Origin of the sequence: Rhizobium sophoriradicis (assembly GCF_003939025.1) — a bacterium.
Lineage (GTDB): Bacteria > Pseudomonadota > Alphaproteobacteria > Rhizobiales > Rhizobiaceae > Rhizobium > Rhizobium sophoriradicis.
This window is the reverse complement of sequence record NZ_RQIH01000016.1, coordinates 66297-84922: the sequence shown is the minus strand read 5'-3', so window position 1 is coordinate 84922 and position 18626 is coordinate 66297. Positions and strand designations below refer to the sequence as shown.

Sequence of the window (18626 nt, the reverse complement as noted above, 5' to 3'; positions counted from 1 at the left end):
GCCTGCCGGCCAATCGTTGCGGCAGCGATCACGCGGTTTTTTGTATTTGTGGCTTGATGCTGCCGGCTTTAAAGGCCACATCGCTGCTGTGACAGAAGAAGACGTCGAACCGGCAGAAGCGCATGAAGCGGCAAAGCAGCGGCCTGAAATCCGCTGGGGAGTCGGCGCGTCCGTGCTTCTGCACGTGCCCATCGTCGCCCTTCTCATTTTCGGCCTGCCGAAGATCGAACCAAAGCCGCCTGAAGACGAGAGTGTGAAGGTGGAACTCGTTCCGCCGCCGGAGGAGAAGAAGCCGGAAGAGAAAAAGCCCCAGGAGAAACCACCGGAGCCGAAGCCGCCGGAACAGGCGAAGAAGCAACCGCCACCCCCACCACCTCCTCCTCCGCCGCCGGCAAAGAAGGCTTCCGAGCAAGCTAAACCGAGGCCGATGCCGACTCTCAACCCTGTCACCGAGTTCGGGGGCAAAAATAGCGGCCCTGACAAATTCCTGGCGGGAAATTCTTCCGAGGGTGAAAGAAAACCGGCGAGAACTTCGCCGCAGCGCACATCAGGGCGGGTGCTGCCGAAGGCTGTTGCGGAAGAGCCAAAAACTGAGGCGCCTCCATCAAGACCCGTACCGGATGATGTGAAGCTTCCGGAAGTGGCAGTGACGGACGTTTCTCCGGAGCGTAACGGACCGCCAGCAGAAGCGTCCGGCGAAGCCAATACCACCTTCGAGCAGGCGAATCCGCCTGAGCAGAAGAGCGCTGAGAAGCCGAAAAACCTGTCCGACACCAACGATCTGCTCGAGGCAAAAACGCTTTTTTCACGGGCTGCAGATGGCAATGTGTTTGCGCAAACCGCGATGGATGGGCTTTCACGCAAACAGCGAGTGGCCACGCTCTGCACCACCGAGCTTCAGGGCCAGCTTATTCACGGTTCGCCGGCTTATTATCCGCTCGCATTGCCGAGTTTTGGCTTGCGAGCCGGTACCATTCTCGATGTCAAGGATGCAGCCTTTGGCACAGCCAACGGCTGGTTCCAAGTTCGTTTCCGCTGCGAGGTGGATGAGGGAGCTACCAAAGTGATGTCCTTTGCCCACCAGGTTGGTGGGCCGATCCCCCGCAGCCAGTATTCGAAGTATGATATTGATGACTAAAGCGCGCGGTGATCTTTCCCGCCCGCAACCAGCCACACGCAAGCAACCGTATCTAGCCTCTCCCTATGGCCGTGATGGTACGGCGAAGAAGGGACAATGATATGTCGAACGAGATCGAGCGTTTTCTGGAGCGTCAGGATGAAGCCGTCAGCGCGCTGTTCTTGGAAAACAAGGGTGACGAGTTGACCGATATTCTGGTGGCGGCGCTCGAAGAGGCCTTCGAGATCCTGCTCGAAGCCGCACCCGCCGAAACGCTGCATTGATATTTCCCAAGTCATTGCCGGCAGCGCTTGGCGAGCGGCTCACCGGCTACCGGTTCGAACGCGATGCGCTCGGCCGTTCCGCGGCAAGCGTCTTCCGGCTGGAGGGCGAGGGCCTGCCGGCGCTCTATCTGAAGGTCGAGGCGGCCGGGCCGTTCGGCGAGCTTGCCGATGAAGCCGCCCGGCTATCCTGGCTTAAGGCCGCCGGCCTGCCATGTCCCGATGTCATCGCCCGGGAAAGCGACGGCAAGCGCAACTGGCTGCTGATCGGCGCCCTGCCGGGGACCAATCTTGCCAGCGCATCGGCGCTGACGCCGCTGGCGCGCGTCGAACTGCTGGCGGCCGCACTTGCCGATCTCCATCACCTGCCGATCACCTCCTGCCCGTTCGATCATCGGCTGGAAAAGCGCCTGCCGGCCGCAGGCGCGCGCATGCAGGCCGGGATCGTCGACGAGACCGATTTCGACGAGACGCGGCTCGGAAAGAGCGCCGAAACATTGTTTGCCGAACTCGAGGGCCGGCGGCCGGACCGTGAGGACCTCGTCGTTACCCATGGCGATGCCTGCCTGCCCAATTTCGTCGCCTCCGGCGGCCAATTCTCCGGCTACATCGATTGCAGCCGCCTCGGCGTCGCCGACCGCTATCAGGATATTGCGCTCGCTTGCCGCAGCATCGCCGATAATTTCGGTGCGGCGCTGGTGCAGCCCTTCCTTGATCGTTACGGGCTGACGGCGCCGGATCCGGCGCGCCTCGATTATTACCAGCTGCTCGACGAGTTCTTCTGACGCTTCAAAGACGCGTGGCGCTTGCCAAGCGTTGCGCCCGCTCCATCCGGCTGGCAAGATGCCGGCGATCGGATCTGCGGGCAGATAATGGCGAAAAACCAGTTCAGGATGCTGCGCTCGGCGCTGGCCGGGGTCGAAGCGGTGGAAGCGCAAACGCATCACAGCTTCAGCAGGCACACGCATGAGCAGTTCGGCATCGGCCTCGTCTCGTCAGGGGCGCAGAAGTCGCGCAGCGGGCGCGGCATGGTCGAGGCTGCGGCCGGCGACATCATCACCGTCAATCCGAACGAGGTGCATGACGGAGCGCCGATCGGCGCGGCGCGCTCATGGCGCATCCTCTATTTCGACCCCGAGATCGTCACCCATCTGTCGCGCGAGATCGGCGGCGGGGCAGGCCGGCAGGAAATCCCCCATCCGGTCATCCGCAATGGCGCAATCGCCGCCCGATTCGAGAGCCTGTTTGGGGCGGTGACCGGTGGCGGAGCGGACGGGCTGCTCCTTGAGGAATTGCTGCTGGAGCTTGTCGCCGATGTCATCCGGGAAGACGGCGATCGCGAGGAGCGGCCGCCGGTGCCGGCCGCCATCCGGACGGCGCAGGCCCTTATCGACGACGATCCTCTTGCCGCCGTCTCGCTCGCCGATCTCGCCCGGGAAAGCGGCCTCAGCCGCTTCCAGGTGCTGCGCGGCTTCGCCAAGGCGACGGGGCTGACACCGCATGCCTATCTCCTCCAGGCCCGCATCCATCGCGCCCGCCGGCTGATCGCTCGGGGCACGCCGCTTGCGGAAGCGGCCTTTGCCAGCGGCTTTGCCGACCAGAGCCACATGACGCGCGTTTTCGTGCGCAAATACGGCCTGTCGCCGCGGCTCTATGCCGGCGCCTTTCTCTGAGCCGTGCCGCAGGCCGCGCGCCCTCTCTCCCGCCTCATCCTGAGGCGCCCCGCAAGGGCCTCGAAGGACGGGGCTGGCCGAGGCTCCGCCGCCCTGCAATTTCGTTCAAGACCCCAACCGGTTCCTGCTGTTTCCTCGGCGCATCCAACAGGAGGCAGGAATGTCGAGACAGGTTCAAGGTTATGTCTATCTGACGCTGGCGATGCTGACGGTCGGCAGCACCGTCATTGCCAGCAAACTCATCGCCGCCGGCCTGGCGCCATTTACCGCCACCGCCTTGCGCTTCGCGCTCGCCTTTCCCGTCTTTCTCGTGCTGATGCGGGTGACCGGCACGCGGCTGCCGAAACTTCCCCGGCGTGACCGCCTGATCCTCGCCATCCAGGCGGGCGCCGGCAGCGTCGGCTATACGACGCTGCTGATCACCGGCCTCAGCCTGACGTCTGCCGCCGATGCCGGCGTCATCATCGGCACGCTGCCGGTGGTCTCGGCGGCAATTTCCATTCTGCTGCTCGGCGAGCGGCCGCAGCCCGCCCTGCTTCTCGCCGTGGCGCTGGCGACCGCCGGAGTGTTTTCGATCGCCTTCACGCCGGAGGCGGCCAGCGGGTCGCTGGCCGGCAATGCGCTGATCCTGCTGGCGGTCGTTTGCGAAGGGCTGTTCATCCTGTTGAACAAGCAGCTGACCGCCGATATTCCGCCGCTTGCCCAATCGACGCTGATGAGCGGCATCGGCTTTGCCGTCGCCGTCATTCCGGGCGTGTTCGAGGCGCCTTCCGCACACGGCTTTTCCGCAAGCGCTGCGGCGGCCGTCGTCTATTATGCGCTGGTGCCGACCGTCGCCGGCTTCCTGCTCTGGTATGCCGGGGCCGAACGGGTGAGCGGCACGGAAGCCTCGCTCTTTACCGCGCTCGCGCCGGTGTCCGCCGTCCTGCTCGCCTTCGTCACCCTCGGCGAGCCGGTCGGCTTCGGCCAGCTTGCCGGCATAACCTGCGTGCTTACGGCGGTGCTCGGGCTCGGCCTGGCTGGAAACCGCACCGCAACCCAACCCACCGAGGGGAGATAGGCCATGCGTTTCAACCATGCCGCCGCCATGTGGCAGACCTTTCCCGAGCTTCGCGCCGGCGCGCTCTATGCCACCGGCATCGATGCCGGTGTGGACGTCGAAGCGGCGATAACAAGCTTCGGGGCGATCGCCGACACCCGGCTTGCCGGCGCCCAGGAAAGCGAATTTCCGGAAATCCAGGCCTGGCGGCGCGGCTTTTCCCGCATGGGGCTGAAGCCGACGCAATATCGCTCGGCCTCCGAAGCGCTGCTGCGGCGCTTCCGCCAGGAGCAGGCGCTGCCGCGCCTGCATCCGCTCGTCGATCTCTGCAATGCGGTCTCGCTCGCCTTTGCCATTCCCATTGCCGCCTTCGATGTCGAAAAGATCGGCGGCGATCTCGAGGTCCGGCCGGCAACGGGCGACGAGACCTATCTGACCTTCGGCGGTGAGATCGAACATCCCGAGCCGAACGAGGTGATCTTCGCCGATGGCGGGGGAAGCGCCCATGCGCGGCGCTGGACGAACCGGCAGAGCGGGCTTTCGGCGGTACGGCCGACGACGCGGTCGGTGCTGATCGTTGTCGAGGCGCTGCATGCCTCGGCCGAGGCGGATATCGCCAGGCTGGTGGCGACGCTCGCGGATCATCTGGCGAAGGCCTGGCCGGCGGCGCCGAAAGCGGCGCTGCTCAGCGCAGCATCGCCGGGTTTCGAATTCTGAAGCGGACGCTTGGGAAGGGGCGTTCGCACCTTGGGCCGGCGGCATGCACGCCCTATCTTACCGGGATCGATCGCTTCTGGAGACGAACCGCATGTCCGATAAATCGATCAGGATCCCGGGGCCGGACCATCCGATCACCGTCGAGCACAATCCCTGCCGCGTCGTCGTCACGCTCGGCGGCAGGACGATGGCCGACAGCCGCGACGCGCTGACGCTGCGCGAAGCCTCCTATCCGCCGGTGCAATATATTCCGCGCAAGGATGTCGACATGTCGTTGCTGCAGCGCACCGACCACAGCACGCATTGCCCTTATAAGGGCGACGCCGCCTATTACAGCATCATTCCCGGCGGCGAACGCGGCGAGAATGCCGTCTGGACCTATGAGACGCCGCATGCCGCCGTCAGCAACATCAAGGATCATCTCGCCTTCTATCCCGACCGCGTCGACAGCATCGAGGAAATGGCCTCCCCGGAAGCCGGCAGCTTCTGACGGCCGGCCCGGCATCGATGCGGGAACATGTTGCACGCGGGATCGTTTGAGCGCCATCTAGCGAGGATGTGTCGTGCCAAAATTCTATTTTCAACTGTTCGATCGCGATGGCGCCGGGGCGACCGAAACCGGGTATGAGTTCGAAACGGTCGAGGCCGCCAAAGCGGAGGCGCGGCGCGTGCTTGCGGAGATGGCCGCCGAGGGCCTTCCGGCTGCGCCCTTGAATATGCTCTCGGTGGAGCTCTTCGATGAAAGCCGGCGGCCGCTGGCGGAAATCCGGCTGATCCTCGAAGAGATCGCGAAACAGCCGCCGGCCTGATCGCTGCCGATAGCGTCGCCCGCATTGCGGAACGATGTCAAATTTTGTTGCCTATGAAAGCGGGTCTTCGCGTCGCCGGATCAATCCGAGTGTGGATTGATGCGCAGGTATGACGGCGGCAACCCTGATCGAGGCCGTCATCGAATGACGTCGAGCCATTCGTTGCTGAAGACGAGGCTGGCAACCGTGACAGGTTCGCCGCTTTCGTTGCGGACGGTCACGGCGATCGTCGTGCGATCACTTGCGGGCAGCTCGTCGCGGGCCACATCCAGCAGGATGCGGGTCACTTCTTTGGGAATGTCTTCACGAGATTTGAGCTCGGTGCCGTGCTCGTCGCGCGTTGGACCTTCCCCGTTGTGCAGATCGAAATAGTAGCGAGCCATGTTCTTTCCTGCGCGTCACAGGGGAAATTACCGATGAAGACAATTGTTCCCGTCGCTCGCCGTTGATTCCCATAGAAAATACTGGCCGGATCGACATAGTTCGGCAGCTGCTGCTGACCCTTGTAACGATGCCTGCCGATGATGCGTTGAAAGCTTCGACCGCTGCCGTTAGGGTCGCGCCAAAACATTGTTCGGCGAGGGCGCGCGTGAGGGCAGAATTCGTATCTTGGATGTTGGCGGCGATTGTCGCCTCGCTGCCGGCCGCGGCACTGGCCGAGGGATGGCAGGCGGTGGAAGAGGTGCGGCCCTATGCGATCTCGGGCATGTCGGGTGCGGCACTCTACGAATCGATCGGCGAGCACGGGCCGAAGGCCGGGGTCACCGGCCGGGTGATCGCGCATACGACGTTCAAACTCACCTGGACCCGCAAATATGAACCGCAGGGCAATGCCTGCGTGATCACGACCAACCGGCCGAAGCTCATCATCACCTATACGCTGCCCAAGCCCTCGGCCGCGCTGCCGCCGGCCGTCAGGAGCAGCTGGGACGGTTTCATATCGGGTGTTGCCGCACATGAGCGCGTGCATGGCGAGACCATCAAGGAGATGGTCAGGGAAATCGAGGCGACGAGCGTCGGCCTGACTGCTGCCGACGATCCCGACTGCAAGAAGATCAGGGTCGAACTGACGCGGCGCCTCGGCGAGATCTCCGCAAGACAGCGCCAGCGCGGCCGCGACTTCGACAAGGTCGAAATGGGCGACGGCGGCAATATCCAGCAGCTCATCCTCAAGCTGGTGAACGGGCCGTGATTGCCTGAGAGGGCTTGCCTGCCGCTGCATCCCTGGACCAGCCCCGCTGACCTCCTATTTCTCTCGCTAACGGAGAGATGGAGGAGACATGCGATGTCCTATGTCGATGGTTTCATCGTGGCGGTGCCGAGGGAAAATATCGAGGCCTATAAAAAGTTTTCGACCTTCGCCGGCTCGCTGTGGAAGGAATATGGCGCGCTCGAATATGTCGAATGCATCGGCGACGACGTGCCCTATGGCGAGCTCACCTCCTTTCCCCGCGCCGTCCAGGCGAGGGAGGACGAGGTGGTGGTTTTCTCCTGGATCACCTATCGATCGCGCCAGGAACGCGACGATATCAATGCCAAGGTGATGGCCGATCCGCGGCTCAAGGGCGACCAATGGCAGATGCCGTTCGACGGCAAGCGGATGATCTATGGCGGTTTCGAGACACTGCTCAAGCTTTGAACGAGAAAGCATTGACTCGCCCGTCATGGCGCGCCAACTCGCGAGGGAACATTGCGAGACGGAGAGCGCCCGTGCCCCAGACAATCCTCACCTTGGCCACGCGTGGCCAGGGCCTTTACGAATTCACCAACCAGGCGGAGGCCTTCGTCGATGCCGCCGGGCAGGAGGAGGGGCTTCTCACCGTCTTCGTGCGCCACACCTCCTGTTCGCTGCTGATCCAGGAAAATGCCGATCCCGATGTGCGCAGCGACCTTCTTTCCTTCTTCCGCCGCCTCGTGCCGCCGGCCTCCGATCCGTCGATGGGCTGGGTCGTGCACAGGGCCGAAGGGCCTGACGATATGCCGGCCCATATCAAGGCGGCGCTGACGCAGGTGTCGATCGGCATTCCCGTCGCACGCGGCCGGCTGATGCTCGGCACCTGGCAGGGCATCTACCTCTTCGAACACCGCGACCGGCCGCACCGGCGCGAGATCGTGCTGCATCTCGGTTCCTGAGAGAAAGCGGCGCCAGACCCAAATGATCGCGCAAATCCGATCGGGCGAGAAAACTGCTCATCTTCTTGTGAATGCAAACTGAATGGCCGGTTCGAACGCCGTTCAGTTTGCCGCGTCTATTGTCGACACAATCCCCTCAGGGGAGAGATTAAGAAAACAAAGACCAATCGACGGAGACACCTGATGACGCATTTCCTCACCAAGGCTTGCTTTGCCGCAGTGCTCGCCCTCTGCTCCATTCCGGCCACGACCTCCACGGCCGCTGCCGCCGGGCCGCAGACGAACTTCATCGTCGAGGCGCAATATCATCGCCCGATCCGCGGCTGCTCGCCGATGCATGCGGTGCGCAAGGCCCGCGACTTCGGCCTGCGCCGAGCCCATATCACCCGTATGTCGCCGCGCGTCGTGGTCGTTTCCGGGCGTGACCGCCGCGGCTGGGACAGGATGGTCTTCGCCAATGTCCGCGGCTGCCCGCTGATCCGGCGCTAAGGTCTGGACCTGAAGGCCTGCAGCGTTGTTTGCGTGTCTCAAAAAGCCACGCGGCGCCGGAGGGACCGGGCCGGCAAGCGCCGATGCGACGCTTGCCGGCCGTTTTGCCTTGACGGCGCCACTTTCCGCCGTCTCTTCTCTGATTTGTATAAGTGATTCCCGGTAGCGCTTTGGCGTGATGGGGGGACGGCGGCTTGGCCGCACCGACTTTGAAACGAAAGGTTTTTCGATGATGCAGTTTCTGGCAAAGGCGGGTCTTGCCGCCATGCTGATAACAGGCACCCTTGCCGGCACGGCGGCCCCCGCCGCTGCGCAGTTCAGTATCATTATCGGCGATCCGGAGCGTGAGCCGCCGCGCGATTACCGCCGTCCGCCTCCGGGCTTCGATCGCCGGCCGCGCGGCTGTGATCCCAGGCTCGCCGAAGATCTCGCCCGCGATTACGGCCTCCGCCGCGCCCGCGTCGTCGACATTACCCCGCGCCGCGTCATCGTCCAGGGCTGGACCCGCCGCGGCCCCGACGAAATGAGCTTCGGCAACGTCCGCGGCTGCCCGGCGCTGCGCCGCCGCTGATATTAGGCAGAATACCGCCTCGTCTCCGATGCGGCGGCCAGAGCCGCCTTTGCCAGTCTCCCCGATCGGCAAGGGCGGTTTTCTTTTGTGAGCTTGTTTGATGGCAGCTGCGCTCTTTCCTCGGGTTTGGACCCAAAGGCTGCCCCTCACCCTAACCCTCTCCCCGTAAACGGGGCGAGGGGACGTGCCATGCTAGAGGTTCGCGGGGGACGGAGAGGTCGCGGCATATCCCCTTCTCCCCGTCAGAACGGGGGTCCGAAGGACGGGTCGAGACCCGTGGCTCGACCCCGGTCGGTCCCGGCAGGCGGATGAGGGGCAGACGCGCGACGCCTTCATTTCACGGCTCGATCGCAAACGTCACCGTGACGCTGACATGGTAGGTGGTCTCGCCGCCCTGCACGGGAACGGCGGCGTCGGCTTCCTTCATCATCGTGGCGCGATAGGCCGGCTGCGGCAGCGGCCGCGGCTCGTTCTCGTTGATCTCGATGATGCGGCCGAGCTTGACGCCGGCTGCTTCACTCAGCGTCTTCGCCTTCTTGACCGCCTCCGCGACGGCGTTTTTGCGCGCCTCTTCGAGCGCTGCTTCCGGCTTGTCGTTGGTGAACTGGATGTCGCCACCCTGGTTGATGCCGAGCGTGACGGACTGGTCGATCACCTGGCCGAGCTTGGCGAGATCGCGCAGCCTGACGGTGACCGCATTGATGGTCTGGTAGCCGATCAGCTGCGGCTGCTGCTGCTGGCCGTCGACCGGCTGCGGATAATTATATTGCGGCTGGATGGAAAAGCCGGAGGTCTGCAGATCGCGCTCGGCAATGCCGCCGCTCTTCAGCGCGTCGAGCACGTCTTTCATCGCCTTGTTGTTGTCGTCGAGCGCTTCGCGGGCGGTTTTCGCCTGCTTGACGACGGAAAGAGTTACGATGGCCATGTCGGGCGCCATGGGCGATTCGCCATCCCCCGTCACCGAAATCACCGCCTCGCGCGGCTTTGCCTCCTGCGCCAATACAGGCGCTGCCGCCGCCAGCGGCAGGGCCAGAAGGGCAGTCATCAGAACAGTCTTGGACAGGTTCGGCGCCATGTTTCATTCCCTAGTTGTCGTTTCCCGGATGAACTTTCTGTCGGTTGATTGTGAAGCTATTGCGGCGGAAGGGAAGGGCGAGCGTGTGGCGAGAGAAAAATATGCGGAGAGGCGTTGCCGTGTAATCCCCTCTAGCCTGCCGGATATCCCCATGTCGGGAAGATTGGTTGGAAGACGTTCACGTCACTCTCCCTCATTCCTGTGCTTGTCACAGGAATCCAGTGCGCCCAAGTCCTTGGGCGCGAGAGACTCTGTTCAACGTTGATGATTATTCACCGCGCAGACGCGCGGTGGCTGGATTCCTGTGACAGGCACAGGAATGAGGGAGTTCGAGGTGACGCTCCCACCAGACGCCGGTAACGGCGGTGCGTTTTTTGCCTGCGTGGCGGCAGGGCAAAGGCGGCGGCCACGGCACAGCCTCTCCATTCCTGCGGGTTCGTGAAAGGCGCACCAGCTTCCCAATTCCCCCAAACCTGCTAGCAAATACCGCGGGTTAAGAAACAGGGGCTCCGGACACGCTGTGCCCGGCAAGGGGGACAACATGCGCTTCATCACAATTCTACCAATCGGCCTCGCCATCGGCTTGGCAGGCTGCACTCAGGTGGCTGAAAAGGCGGAGAACGCCGCCAACCGCTCCTTCACCAGCTATGCCTTGGGCAAACCCTATGCTGACATCGCCAATCTCGACCAGTCGCCGATGGCGCGGCTTTCCGGTTCCGAAGCAACCTACGACCCGATGATCGCCGCGACACCATTGACGAACGGCATGACGGTCTACCGGCATATGGCGCCTGCCGCCAAAACCGAGACCGGCACGAATTTCGCCGGCCTGGTCGGCAACTCGACTGTGTCGCAAAACAACCGGCTGTCCTATTTCCTGGTGGGCGCCGACGGCATCGTCAAGGATTGGGCGACGGGCTCGATGCAGGGCAGCGCCAGCGACTGCGTGCAATATATCGGCGGCATCATCAACCGCTGTAACGACATGCGGCAGCTGCAGGCTTCGCTCGCGCTCTATGATGCGCGCGTGGCGACCAGGGCCGGCCAACCGATGTCGAGCTGGGGCGAACCGGCAGCGCCCGCGGTAAACTGAGGACGCGCATCCGTGGTTCCTCGGGTCGAGCCCTGAGACCCACGGAGGGCAGGGGAGCGTCTCCCACCCTCCGTCATACTCGGGCTTGACCCGAGTATCCATGCCGCACGCGGCGCGCGAGCTGCTGGGCTGCGGTCGCCATTGTCAGTGCGAACGCCAACGCAGTACTTGGGGCTATGGGTCCTCGGGTCAAGCCCGAGGACGACGGAGGGTGGGGAGCTTGTGTGGCTAGGACCGCAACCGCGTGGTTGCTTCGCTATCCCTGGCGGAAAGCCTTACATCATCCGGAACCGGATTTGCCGTGACCGCTGAAGGATGCAGCGCTGAATTAAGCGCCGAAATCATCCATGAAAGAGGGATGGATGGCAGGCTTGCGCTCTTCGCGGGCTTCGCGAAAACGCTGGGGAACCGCACCGAGACCGGTCACGAAACGGGACAGGAGATTGCGGTTGAAAAGTTTCTGTATGGCACTCATGGCATTTCACTCATTCTTTTTTTTGTTAGCCGGCAGCATATATTTTGCCCAAGCTGCCGTCGCAATGGGCAATTTTGCATGACAGTTATGTGACAGTGGATGATCACATTGGCGTTAGAAGAGCCCATCGGGGCAATCCGTCGCCATAAATCCTCGGCGGCTGCCGACGTGGCGTGGTAGATTGGGCACTTGGCTAAAGCCAAGCCCTCCGAAGGAGAAGCTCAGATGAACCGCTTTTTCGCAGTTGTCGCGACCGGAACGCTGATCAGCCTTGCCACGATCATTTCGGCCTGCACTTCGTCCCCTGACCTCGATCAGACGTCGTCGATCAACGGCAGCTACTATCAGGAAAGCCGTCCGCTCAATCCGGCTTGCACGGATGGGTTCAGGCCGAGCGATGGGCGTTCCTGCAGCTATTAAAACCCGTGTCGATCGGCAGTGGCGTTAAGTTTGAACACAAGATCCGGTTGTAAGGCACCGTTCGAACGCCTAGGCTCAGGACTCATTGCGGCAGCCAGAAGCTGATAGTTGCCGCGATGAGTCCTGAACCTAGGCCGTGCGTGTTTCCTTCCAGACCTTGTTCAGTATGTTGAGCCATTCCTCAGAACTGCGTGTCATGATCGACCGGGAACGCTCTTCTACCTCGATCCGCCGTATTTCGGGAGCGCCCTCATCGGAGAGCGTTTGAAGTGCCTTAAAGGGCGATTTGTCCTCTCGATCAAACAGTCGGGAAATTCGGAATACCTTTACGAGATTCCAGTTCCATGAAGCCGATCTGACGTATTCGATCAGTGGGGGAAGGGTAGCCCTGCCAAGGAACTTATCATAACGGCCTGCCCATCTCCGCAAACAAAGGGCTCCCGTTGCCAGGAGCCCAAAGGTCAGAAGAAGAAGTGAAGGATAGCGGCGATACCAAAAAGGCAGTCCGCAACATCCACTTTGACTTTGACGGTCAAGTAGGTGCGTTTCCTCATAGGAAAGCCCTTTCTGGACCACGCCGGCGCAGCCCATTAGGGTTGCGTGGGAGCGCACCGTCGAATGGCTTTAACCCGGCCTTCACGGCAGCATCGGTCTATCGTCTGCATCTGCAGTAGCTTCCGATAGATCCCGTTCGACTCCCGCTGGCGTTTCACTTGGTCGTATGAGGACTGCTACATCGACAGCGGGACGGGGCCTGCAGGTGTCCTAGGCTGTCCGAGTTGTCGAAGCTCGGGACCATCGGGGCCGCAGGTTCGCTAATATAGAGCCAGCTCTGGTTGTTTTTCAATCTCGCCTGGGCGTGTATCATGACGAAAGTTAGCTCGTGTAAGAGCACGTGATTTCGTTGGCTTCAGTGGCCGCCGTCAGGCTCATCTTCCACTAATAGAGGTTCACCATACTCGATAAACTGCCATTGTGTCCGGTCCTGTTTTTGGTTCACGGCGGTGAAAGTGCCCTCGTTAAATGATCGGAACTGAACATCGGCTTCCTGAGACCGAGTGACCCTGCACGACAGATTTGAATAGGCTCGAACCAGTCGCAAGTCTTCGACCTGAAGTCCTTGCTCGGCTGTCAAGCCAGCGACAGCCGACTCCGCAAAATTGGAAGCCTCTCGAGCTGCCTCCAGCGCGAAACTGGTTGTTTCACTGAGATTCAGCTTAAATTTCCAGGCGTGAAGAAAGACGTTGTCGATGGGAGAGAAGTGCGGAGGATCTGTATTTTGTTCTACTGAAAGCGTTGTCTGAGTATGATGGCCGGATGCCGGTAGGTACCACATCACATGTCGGCGGTATCTGCCTGCTGCGGTGAAAAGCTGTTCGTGCAGCCATGTGAACGTCAGAGCTCCGAAGAGCGGTGGCATGTTCGTCGACGCAAACAGCTTGCTGTTTGGCGAGGTTAGATTGCTGCTCAAATGATCCATGTGGTTCCGAAGATCAGATATCGTCCGGCTAAGCGTTAGAAACCTTGCAACGTGTTCGCGCGACTTGAGCTCATCCAGCTTTGAAAGCAGTTTGGTAAGAGCGTAAAATTGATCAACGGTTGACCAACAATCTGAGAAAATGCCGACCGTTTCTTTATGACTTGGCTTGAAGAGGCCATCGGTGCTCCTCGCCTGAACCGATAACAACGAGTCATAGGCCCTTCCCATGGACATTTCGATCGCATCTGCCGCGTAGCCTATTGCTTCGAGGATCATACGAGACCGCGCTTCGAACTGGAGCGGAAGTGACCTAAGTGCAGTCGAATCAAAGACGCCCCTGAACCCGGGCCAGAATATGGACTGTCTTGACAGTTTGAACCCTCCTCATCAATGCCATCTAGTATGCTTGAAAGCCGAGATTACACTCGCGAAAATAGCACGGCGATATTTATTGGTCGCTACGAGCGGCTTCGTTCGTGTCAAAATTCATGGAGTGACATTTCAAACAATGGCGAATCCGATGTCTTTGTTCAGAACCCCCCGAAAAAGCACCACTACATTCCCAAGTTTTACACCAAGAGGTGGGCCGATAAAGGCGATGGCCGGTTAGTAGTCTACAGCCGCCCCCATCAACGAGTTATTGATCGTCGGCTTTTTCCAGATGGCACAGGATATCTTGAGGGTCTTTACGCGTTGCGGGATTTCGAACCCGCCCTGACGAATCAAGTGGAAGAGAATTTCTTCAAGCCGGTCGACTCGCAGGCTAGCGAAGCGCTGGCTGCGCTGGAGCGTTATGGTGACGGGGTAAAATGGGATGTGGACAGCCGCACCGCCTGGACGCGCTTCCTGCTTTCGCTCCTACTTCGTTGTCCGGAGGATTTGGCTTTGTTGCGTGCCTATTGGGCAGAGGAAAGCGTGGCGAGCGACGCTGACAGCGAGGCAAAGTATGCCGACATACGGCAGTCGGACGATCCAGCAACTTTTCGAGATTACCTACTCTCTCGGCCTCAGTGGGAGCACGAGCGAACGCTGTTTGAAATGTTTCAAAGGTTCATTGATAACGAAACGATAGGGACCCACATAAATCAAATGCACTGGGGGGTGATCGAGACATCGAAGTCAAATTTGCGGCTAATGACCTCAGATCGACCCATCGTGAGAAGCGCAGCCTTGAAAAGTCCTCAGGGGCACCTGGCCCTTCCTGTCGGCCCAAGCCTGCTTTTTGTTGCTGCCTCAAATCCGACGTTTCTCACGGATCTCCGAAGGACACCCTCTCGGGATATCGTGATGCAATCGAACCGCACTGTTATGACGAACGCAGTTAAGTTTGGTTACGCAAATGACCTGTCGCAACGGAGGTTTGTCGAAAGCGTTTTTGCCACAGATCACGAACCTCGGTTGCTCGAAGGGACAGTCGAAAAGAGAAGGACGACTGCGCCACCGAGGGGGTCACTTGAATCTCGAAGTGGGACCCTAAGATGGTCGACAGTATTTTGAAAATTCCGGAACCTGATGTCAAAATTCCGGATTTTCGTGTCCGGCTGTTGTCTGACACCAGTATCCGGAATATGTGGGAATCTTTGGGATTATCCGGGATCGTACGCGAAGACACCTAAAATCAGGGCCTTAGCAGGGGCGGAGCGGGAAATCCCGTCAGTTATCTTTGACAGTTCGAATTGCCGAAGGGCAGTCTCATTGACAAACCTGCCTGAACTGGATGCTTGCCTCAAAATGCTTTCGAGAAAACCTCCAACCGCCTTCAAGTACCCTTCAAGCCTACTAAACAAGGCTTCTTAGGTTGTTCGCGACGCAATGAGCGATCGCGCGCGTCGCGCTTTTGGCCTTTCCGGCAAAAAAGATTGCCACGTGAACGCGGAAATCTTTCACATTCTCTAATGAGCAAAGAAATCAAGCGGATGGCCTGCGTTCGGGTGTCGGGGAGATTTCCACATGTGGCCGTATTGCGATGTCCGCGTTGCGCCTTCAATGCAGTCATTCAAAGCGTCGACATTTTCGAATGTGAAGGGACATTCGCCCTCGCATTGTACAGTCAGAATCCGGTAAACTTATGCGCATGGGATATTCGTTGAGTGAAAAATTGGAGCGCATCTACAACTGCGCCAAAAGTCCGGCACCTTACGGAACGGAACGTAGCTTGCTTCACGCCTACGTTGCTTGCCTGACTTTTGACGAACTCTGCGAGGCGATTTGTAGCACACTGGAGGCTGAAGCGCCCTTGCGCATGGCCCTTCGTGGAAGACTGTTACGGCTTTTACGCCTCTCCGATGGAGAACTTGCGGAGCGGCTTTCGCTTCTTGTTGAGACAGCGCAATCGCTTCACGAGGACAATCATGTCTTGCGAACACGCGTGGACGCGCTTCTCTCAGCCGTCTATTCTTGGTTGCCTGTTGCGACTCGTCACGTGGTTCTCGAACGTTGGATTGATCGCGAGACGAGCGGCACCGCGGGTCGGTGGCTCAAAGCCATGGCTTCCGACAAGTCGTTATTCGACGCAGAGGCAATATTCAATTACTGGCTGAAGTCGCACGACACGCGCGCGGCGAAGATATTGGCCTATCAGGCTGAACCTATTTTTTTAGACGGAATCCTCGTTGAGCTTGCAGCTGGAGGTGCGGATGGGTGGATCATCAGCAAAGCCGCCTTGAGGGCAACTTCAATCCCCGATGACTTCTGGCATCTTCTTCGAGGCACGTATCCGGCCAGCTATGCCTATCTCTGCGCGATGGCGGGTCGAAAGTTGACTGACGAGGAAGCGCTCGCGCTGATTGAAGACACATCCCCCAGTATTGCTGACGGCGGGCGGGGACTCGTGATCTGGTCCATGGGCCAAATGGGCCTGATATCCGCGCTAGATCGTCTCGACCCAAAAAGCTAAGGCCGTGGCACCGGGCACTGACTAATGAATATATCAGCGCCGCGATGCGAAGATCAGCGTGCGGTGTGAGAAGTCGGACAGCTCTGCATCGTTGATAGCGGCCGTCTGCCAGGCCGGGTTGGAGTCATGGTGAAACCGATTTGCGTAGTTGAGCAACAATTTGAGTTCGACAATATCGGCCGCCGAGAGTATTCCGTTAGGCCCGCCGACGCGCTGTTCACATATGTTAATGAACGGTCCAAGAAGCGTCCCCGGAGGAAATTGCTCAGGGTACGCCACTCGCATAAATGACTCTAGTATCGGCCTCAGCGCCTGGGCCACCTCGCGTTCCCGAGCAGGATTGGCAACCTGCAGGTACCCCCGGACGAGTTCATGGCGCTTGTCGTGCTCGGAAATACTGTCGCTACGAACATCCCACACCGCGATTTCAGAACCGACCGCTGCCCTATTGATTCTCAAGGCGATGGAACTGTTCCTGTCAGCCTGCTCCCAAAGGCTGCATAAGAACGGCTTGGAATGCGAGAGTACAATCACCTGGCGAACCCTTGCGGCTAACGCCATGATTTCCTCGCGGGTCCGCAAAGTGCGGTGGTCGTCGAGGCTTGTCATCGGATCGTCGATCAAGACAATTTTGTTCGCGAGATCCGGATCCTGTTCCAGCGATGCAAAAAAGAATGCGAGGGCGAGGGTGTTGCGGTCTCCCGCGCTAAGGGTGTTTCTGAAGCATGGGCCAGCGTCGGCCGTAACGTCTACATTCTGCTGGTTAATAACGATGACATACGATGCCGACGAGCCCGACCTGTTGTTGACCGATTGAACTTCCCCGAGCCGAAACGGCGCGCCGAAGCGGCGCAGGTAGTCGTTGATCGCCGCCTCAAAGGCAGGGAAAATCTGCTGCCGGTACTGATCGAGGGCCGCGCGGGCCTGCGTCCGAAGCGCCTCCGTTGCCGTTTTCGCGGCCTTCTCTGTAATGTAGGCTGCGCAGTGAGGCAGGACTTCCGGCTCGAATCGCGCTTTTTGCGCATTCAGTTTGGCGAGGTCGGTGCGCAATGCAGAAAGGTCGTCTGCGGCAGCTTGCTCTTTGACGAGTTCCAACCGGGCGTTGGCACCTACGAAGCGTTCCGAGAGTGCTGTCACTTCAGCGATACACGCGCGATAAGCTTGGATGGACCGCCGTGTTTCGTCCGTAAGAGCCATTGCTTCCAATGGCGAAGCCGCCTTTGCGCGAAGCTGTTCAAGGACGGACTCGCGCGCTGCATTCCACTTCCGGGCTACTTCCGCCGTATCGATGTCGAGTGCAGGCAGCTCTGCGAAATCCTTCCAAAACTCATGAGCCTGCGCAGCGGTACGCACGTTCCGCTCAAAGGCGGATGGAATGTCTCCGCCATGGGTATCGCGCACCCCTATCCCAGTCTGCCGTATTGTGGCCTTTAGATCCTCATACTCCTGGCTGAAATAAGCGCGGTAGTGGGCAATCAGATCAGAGCCCGCGAGATTTTGTGCGCAAAACGGGCAGACCTCCGCTTCGCCTCCGACAGATGCAGGCGCGATAAGTGTCATGCCCTCAGATACCCAGTTTTCACCACTGCGCCCCAGTTTCCCGATGTGGCTGCGCGCGCGCTCCGCGGCGGCGGCTTCGACATCGGCAAGAGTGCGCCTCATAACGATATCAATGCCGTCGATGTCAAAATCAGGGAGCTGGATCGTTTGAAATCCTGGTCTTTGCCTTATTACATCGGCCGACCGTGCCGCAGCCAGCCTCCTTTCCGCTTCCTGAATCTTCTGGTCTATCTCCGCGTCCCGTTCAAGATCGCAGAAGGCATCAACTTTGTAGGGGCCAAGGGCTCCGGCAGGGATGGCTTCGGCGAGGTTGCGCAGCGCAGTGTTGTGCTCTTCGATCCGAGCAACGTGTCCCTGCAGCGCGCGGCTGAGCGCAACGCCCCGCGCACCGAGAATCAGTTCATGCAGGTTTTGGCGATGCCCCGATTGAAGTTCGATTCCCGAGCAGACGTTTGCCGTAACGAAAACATCGTCGAAAATCGCAACGTTAGGCAGCGGGTGCGACCACGCCCCGTTCTGGAAAACTGCGGCTCCTCCAGCGTGGCGAATAACAACGTGTGGCGGATGCTGTGCGCCGAGGCGGTGGCGCTCGAGAACAAGCTTGGGGTCGCCGGTCGCTAGCGACCGCAGCACTGCCGCCAGTGTGGTCTTTCCGCGAGCGTTTTCGCCATAGATCAACGTGAAAGGCGTAAGTGCCGTCTGCGCCGGCGGGTTAAGATTATCGTACTGGCCGACATTCCTGAGAAGTTGAATATGTTCGATCATACCAGCAGCATCCCCCGCAAAGCACAAAGTAAA

General features: G+C 60.1%; 22 protein-coding genes. 17 read left to right on the top strand and 5 right to left on the bottom strand.

Going from position 1 to position 18626, the window contains the following annotated elements; genetic code table 11:
- Positions 1-46 precede the first annotated feature (46 nt).
- The 8 genes from EFR00_RS25195 to EFR00_RS25165 all read left to right on the top strand — a co-directional run bounded on the left by EFR00_RS25195 (position 47) and on the right by EFR00_RS25165 (position 5636).
- The gene (locus tag EFR00_RS25195; protein ID WP_077991947.1) at positions 47-1138 is read left to right on the top strand and encodes a DUF930 domain-containing protein; all 1092 of its coding nucleotides are present in this window, start codon (positions 47-49) and stop codon (positions 1136-1138) included.
- A 101-nt stretch (positions 1139-1239) separates the two neighbouring features.
- Positions 1240-1401: a hypothetical protein gene (locus EFR00_RS33160; protein WP_004677707.1), complete on the top strand. Its 162-nt coding sequence runs from the start codon at positions 1240-1242 to the stop codon at positions 1399-1401.
- A complete protein-coding gene (locus tag EFR00_RS25190) occupies positions 1398-2183 on the top strand; it encodes an APH(3')-II family aminoglycoside O-phosphotransferase (RefSeq protein ID WP_077991802.1) in 786 nt (261 codons plus the stop codon). The genes EFR00_RS33160 and EFR00_RS25190 overlap by 4 nt, the downstream gene beginning before the upstream one ends.
- An 87-nt stretch (positions 2184-2270) precedes the next feature.
- Entirely contained in the window at positions 2271-3071 is an 801-nt protein-coding gene (locus tag EFR00_RS25185) for an AraC family transcriptional regulator (protein WP_077991803.1), read from the top strand.
- A 160-nt stretch (positions 3072-3231) separates the two neighbouring features.
- The gene (locus tag EFR00_RS25180) at positions 3232-4131 is read left to right on the top strand and encodes a DMT family transporter (protein WP_077991805.1); all 900 of its coding nucleotides are present in this window, start codon (positions 3232-3234) and stop codon (positions 4129-4131) included.
- A 3-nt stretch (positions 4132-4134) separates the two neighbouring features.
- Positions 4135-4827: a B3/B4 domain-containing protein gene (locus EFR00_RS25175; RefSeq protein WP_077991808.1), complete on the top strand. Its 693-nt coding sequence runs from the start codon at positions 4135-4137 to the stop codon at positions 4825-4827.
- 91 nt (positions 4828-4918) lie between these two features.
- Positions 4919-5317, top strand: coding sequence for a DUF427 domain-containing protein (locus tag EFR00_RS25170; protein WP_077991814.1), 399 nt, complete (start codon positions 4919-4921; stop codon positions 5315-5317).
- A 73-nt stretch (positions 5318-5390) separates the two neighbouring features.
- A complete protein-coding gene (locus tag EFR00_RS25165; RefSeq protein WP_038690270.1) occupies positions 5391-5636 on the top strand; it encodes a DUF6894 family protein in 246 nt (81 codons plus the stop codon).
- 137 nt (positions 5637-5773) lie between these two features.
- Here EFR00_RS25165 and EFR00_RS25160 read toward each other — a convergent pair whose 3' ends face one another.
- Positions 5774-6019, bottom strand: a complete 246-nt coding sequence (locus EFR00_RS25160) for a DUF6894 family protein (RefSeq protein ID WP_010055759.1) — start codon at positions 6017-6019, stop codon at positions 5774-5776.
- A gap of 230 nt (positions 6020-6249) precedes the next feature.
- On the opposite strand from EFR00_RS25160, the gene EFR00_RS25155 reads away from it, so the two are divergent.
- From EFR00_RS25155 to EFR00_RS25135, 5 genes are all read left to right on the top strand, one after another.
- Positions 6250-6828: a DUF922 domain-containing Zn-dependent protease gene (locus EFR00_RS25155; RefSeq protein WP_225882541.1), complete on the top strand. Its 579-nt coding sequence runs from the start codon at positions 6250-6252 to the stop codon at positions 6826-6828.
- 93 nt (positions 6829-6921) lie between these two features.
- On the top strand, positions 6922-7275 hold the full coding sequence (locus EFR00_RS25150; RefSeq protein ID WP_009983973.1) for a DUF1428 domain-containing protein: 354 nt from the start codon (positions 6922-6924) through the stop codon (positions 7273-7275).
- A 71-nt stretch (positions 7276-7346) separates the two neighbouring features.
- Complete coding sequence (locus tag EFR00_RS25145) at positions 7347-7769, top strand: secondary thiamine-phosphate synthase enzyme YjbQ (protein WP_077991816.1); 423 nt, start codon at positions 7347-7349, stop codon at positions 7767-7769.
- Positions 7770-7952: 183 nt separating this feature from the next.
- The gene (locus EFR00_RS25140; RefSeq protein WP_039621119.1) at positions 7953-8258 is read left to right on the top strand and encodes a hypothetical protein; all 306 of its coding nucleotides are present in this window, start codon (positions 7953-7955) and stop codon (positions 8256-8258) included.
- A 229-nt stretch (positions 8259-8487) separates the two neighbouring features.
- The gene (locus EFR00_RS25135) at positions 8488-8829 is read left to right on the top strand and encodes a hypothetical protein (protein ID WP_077991825.1); all 342 of its coding nucleotides are present in this window, start codon (positions 8488-8490) and stop codon (positions 8827-8829) included.
- Between the two features lie 337 nt (positions 8830-9166).
- Here EFR00_RS25135 and EFR00_RS25130 read toward each other — a convergent pair whose 3' ends face one another.
- Positions 9167-9904 carry an SIMPL domain-containing protein gene (locus tag EFR00_RS25130; protein WP_009994282.1) on the bottom strand — a complete coding sequence of 246 codons (738 nt, stop codon included), beginning with the start codon at positions 9902-9904 and terminating at the stop codon, positions 9167-9169.
- Positions 9905-10445: 541 nt separating this feature from the next.
- Between EFR00_RS25130 and EFR00_RS25125 the strand changes: the two genes are divergently transcribed.
- Entirely contained in the window at positions 10446-10997 is a 552-nt protein-coding gene (locus EFR00_RS25125; protein ID WP_009994284.1) for a hypothetical protein, read from the top strand.
- 328 nt (positions 10998-11325) lie between these two features.
- On the opposite strand, the gene EFR00_RS33155 is transcribed toward EFR00_RS25125, so the two are convergent.
- Positions 11326-11472, bottom strand: a complete 147-nt coding sequence (locus EFR00_RS33155) for a hypothetical protein (protein ID WP_004677729.1) — start codon at positions 11470-11472, stop codon at positions 11326-11328.
- Between the two features lie 225 nt (positions 11473-11697).
- On the opposite strand from EFR00_RS33155, the gene EFR00_RS25120 reads away from it, so the two are divergent.
- Entirely contained in the window at positions 11698-11892 is a 195-nt protein-coding gene (locus EFR00_RS25120; RefSeq protein ID WP_009996354.1) for a hypothetical protein, read from the top strand.
- A 910-nt stretch (positions 11893-12802) separates the two neighbouring features.
- Here EFR00_RS25120 and EFR00_RS25115 read toward each other — a convergent pair.
- Positions 12803-13648 (bottom strand): hypothetical protein, encoded by an 846-nt coding sequence (locus tag EFR00_RS25115; RefSeq protein ID WP_077991828.1) that lies wholly within the window; start codon positions 13646-13648, stop codon positions 12803-12805.
- 126 nt (positions 13649-13774) lie between these two features.
- On the opposite strand from EFR00_RS25115, the gene EFR00_RS25110 reads away from it, so the two are divergent.
- Together EFR00_RS25110 and EFR00_RS25105 are read left to right on the top strand one after the other, a co-directional pair.
- On the top strand, positions 13775-14869 hold the full coding sequence (locus tag EFR00_RS25110) for a DUF4238 domain-containing protein (RefSeq protein WP_164519044.1): 1095 nt from the start codon (positions 13775-13777) through the stop codon (positions 14867-14869).
- Between the two features lie 589 nt (positions 14870-15458).
- Positions 15459-16268 (top strand): hypothetical protein, encoded by an 810-nt coding sequence (locus EFR00_RS25105; protein WP_125461985.1) that lies wholly within the window; start codon positions 15459-15461, stop codon positions 16266-16268.
- Positions 16269-16301: 33 nt separating this feature from the next.
- Here EFR00_RS25105 and EFR00_RS25100 read toward each other — a convergent pair whose 3' ends face one another.
- Entirely contained in the window at positions 16302-18593 is a 2292-nt protein-coding gene (locus tag EFR00_RS25100) for an AAA family ATPase (protein WP_077991840.1), read from the bottom strand.
- Positions 18594-18626 lie beyond the last annotated feature (33 nt).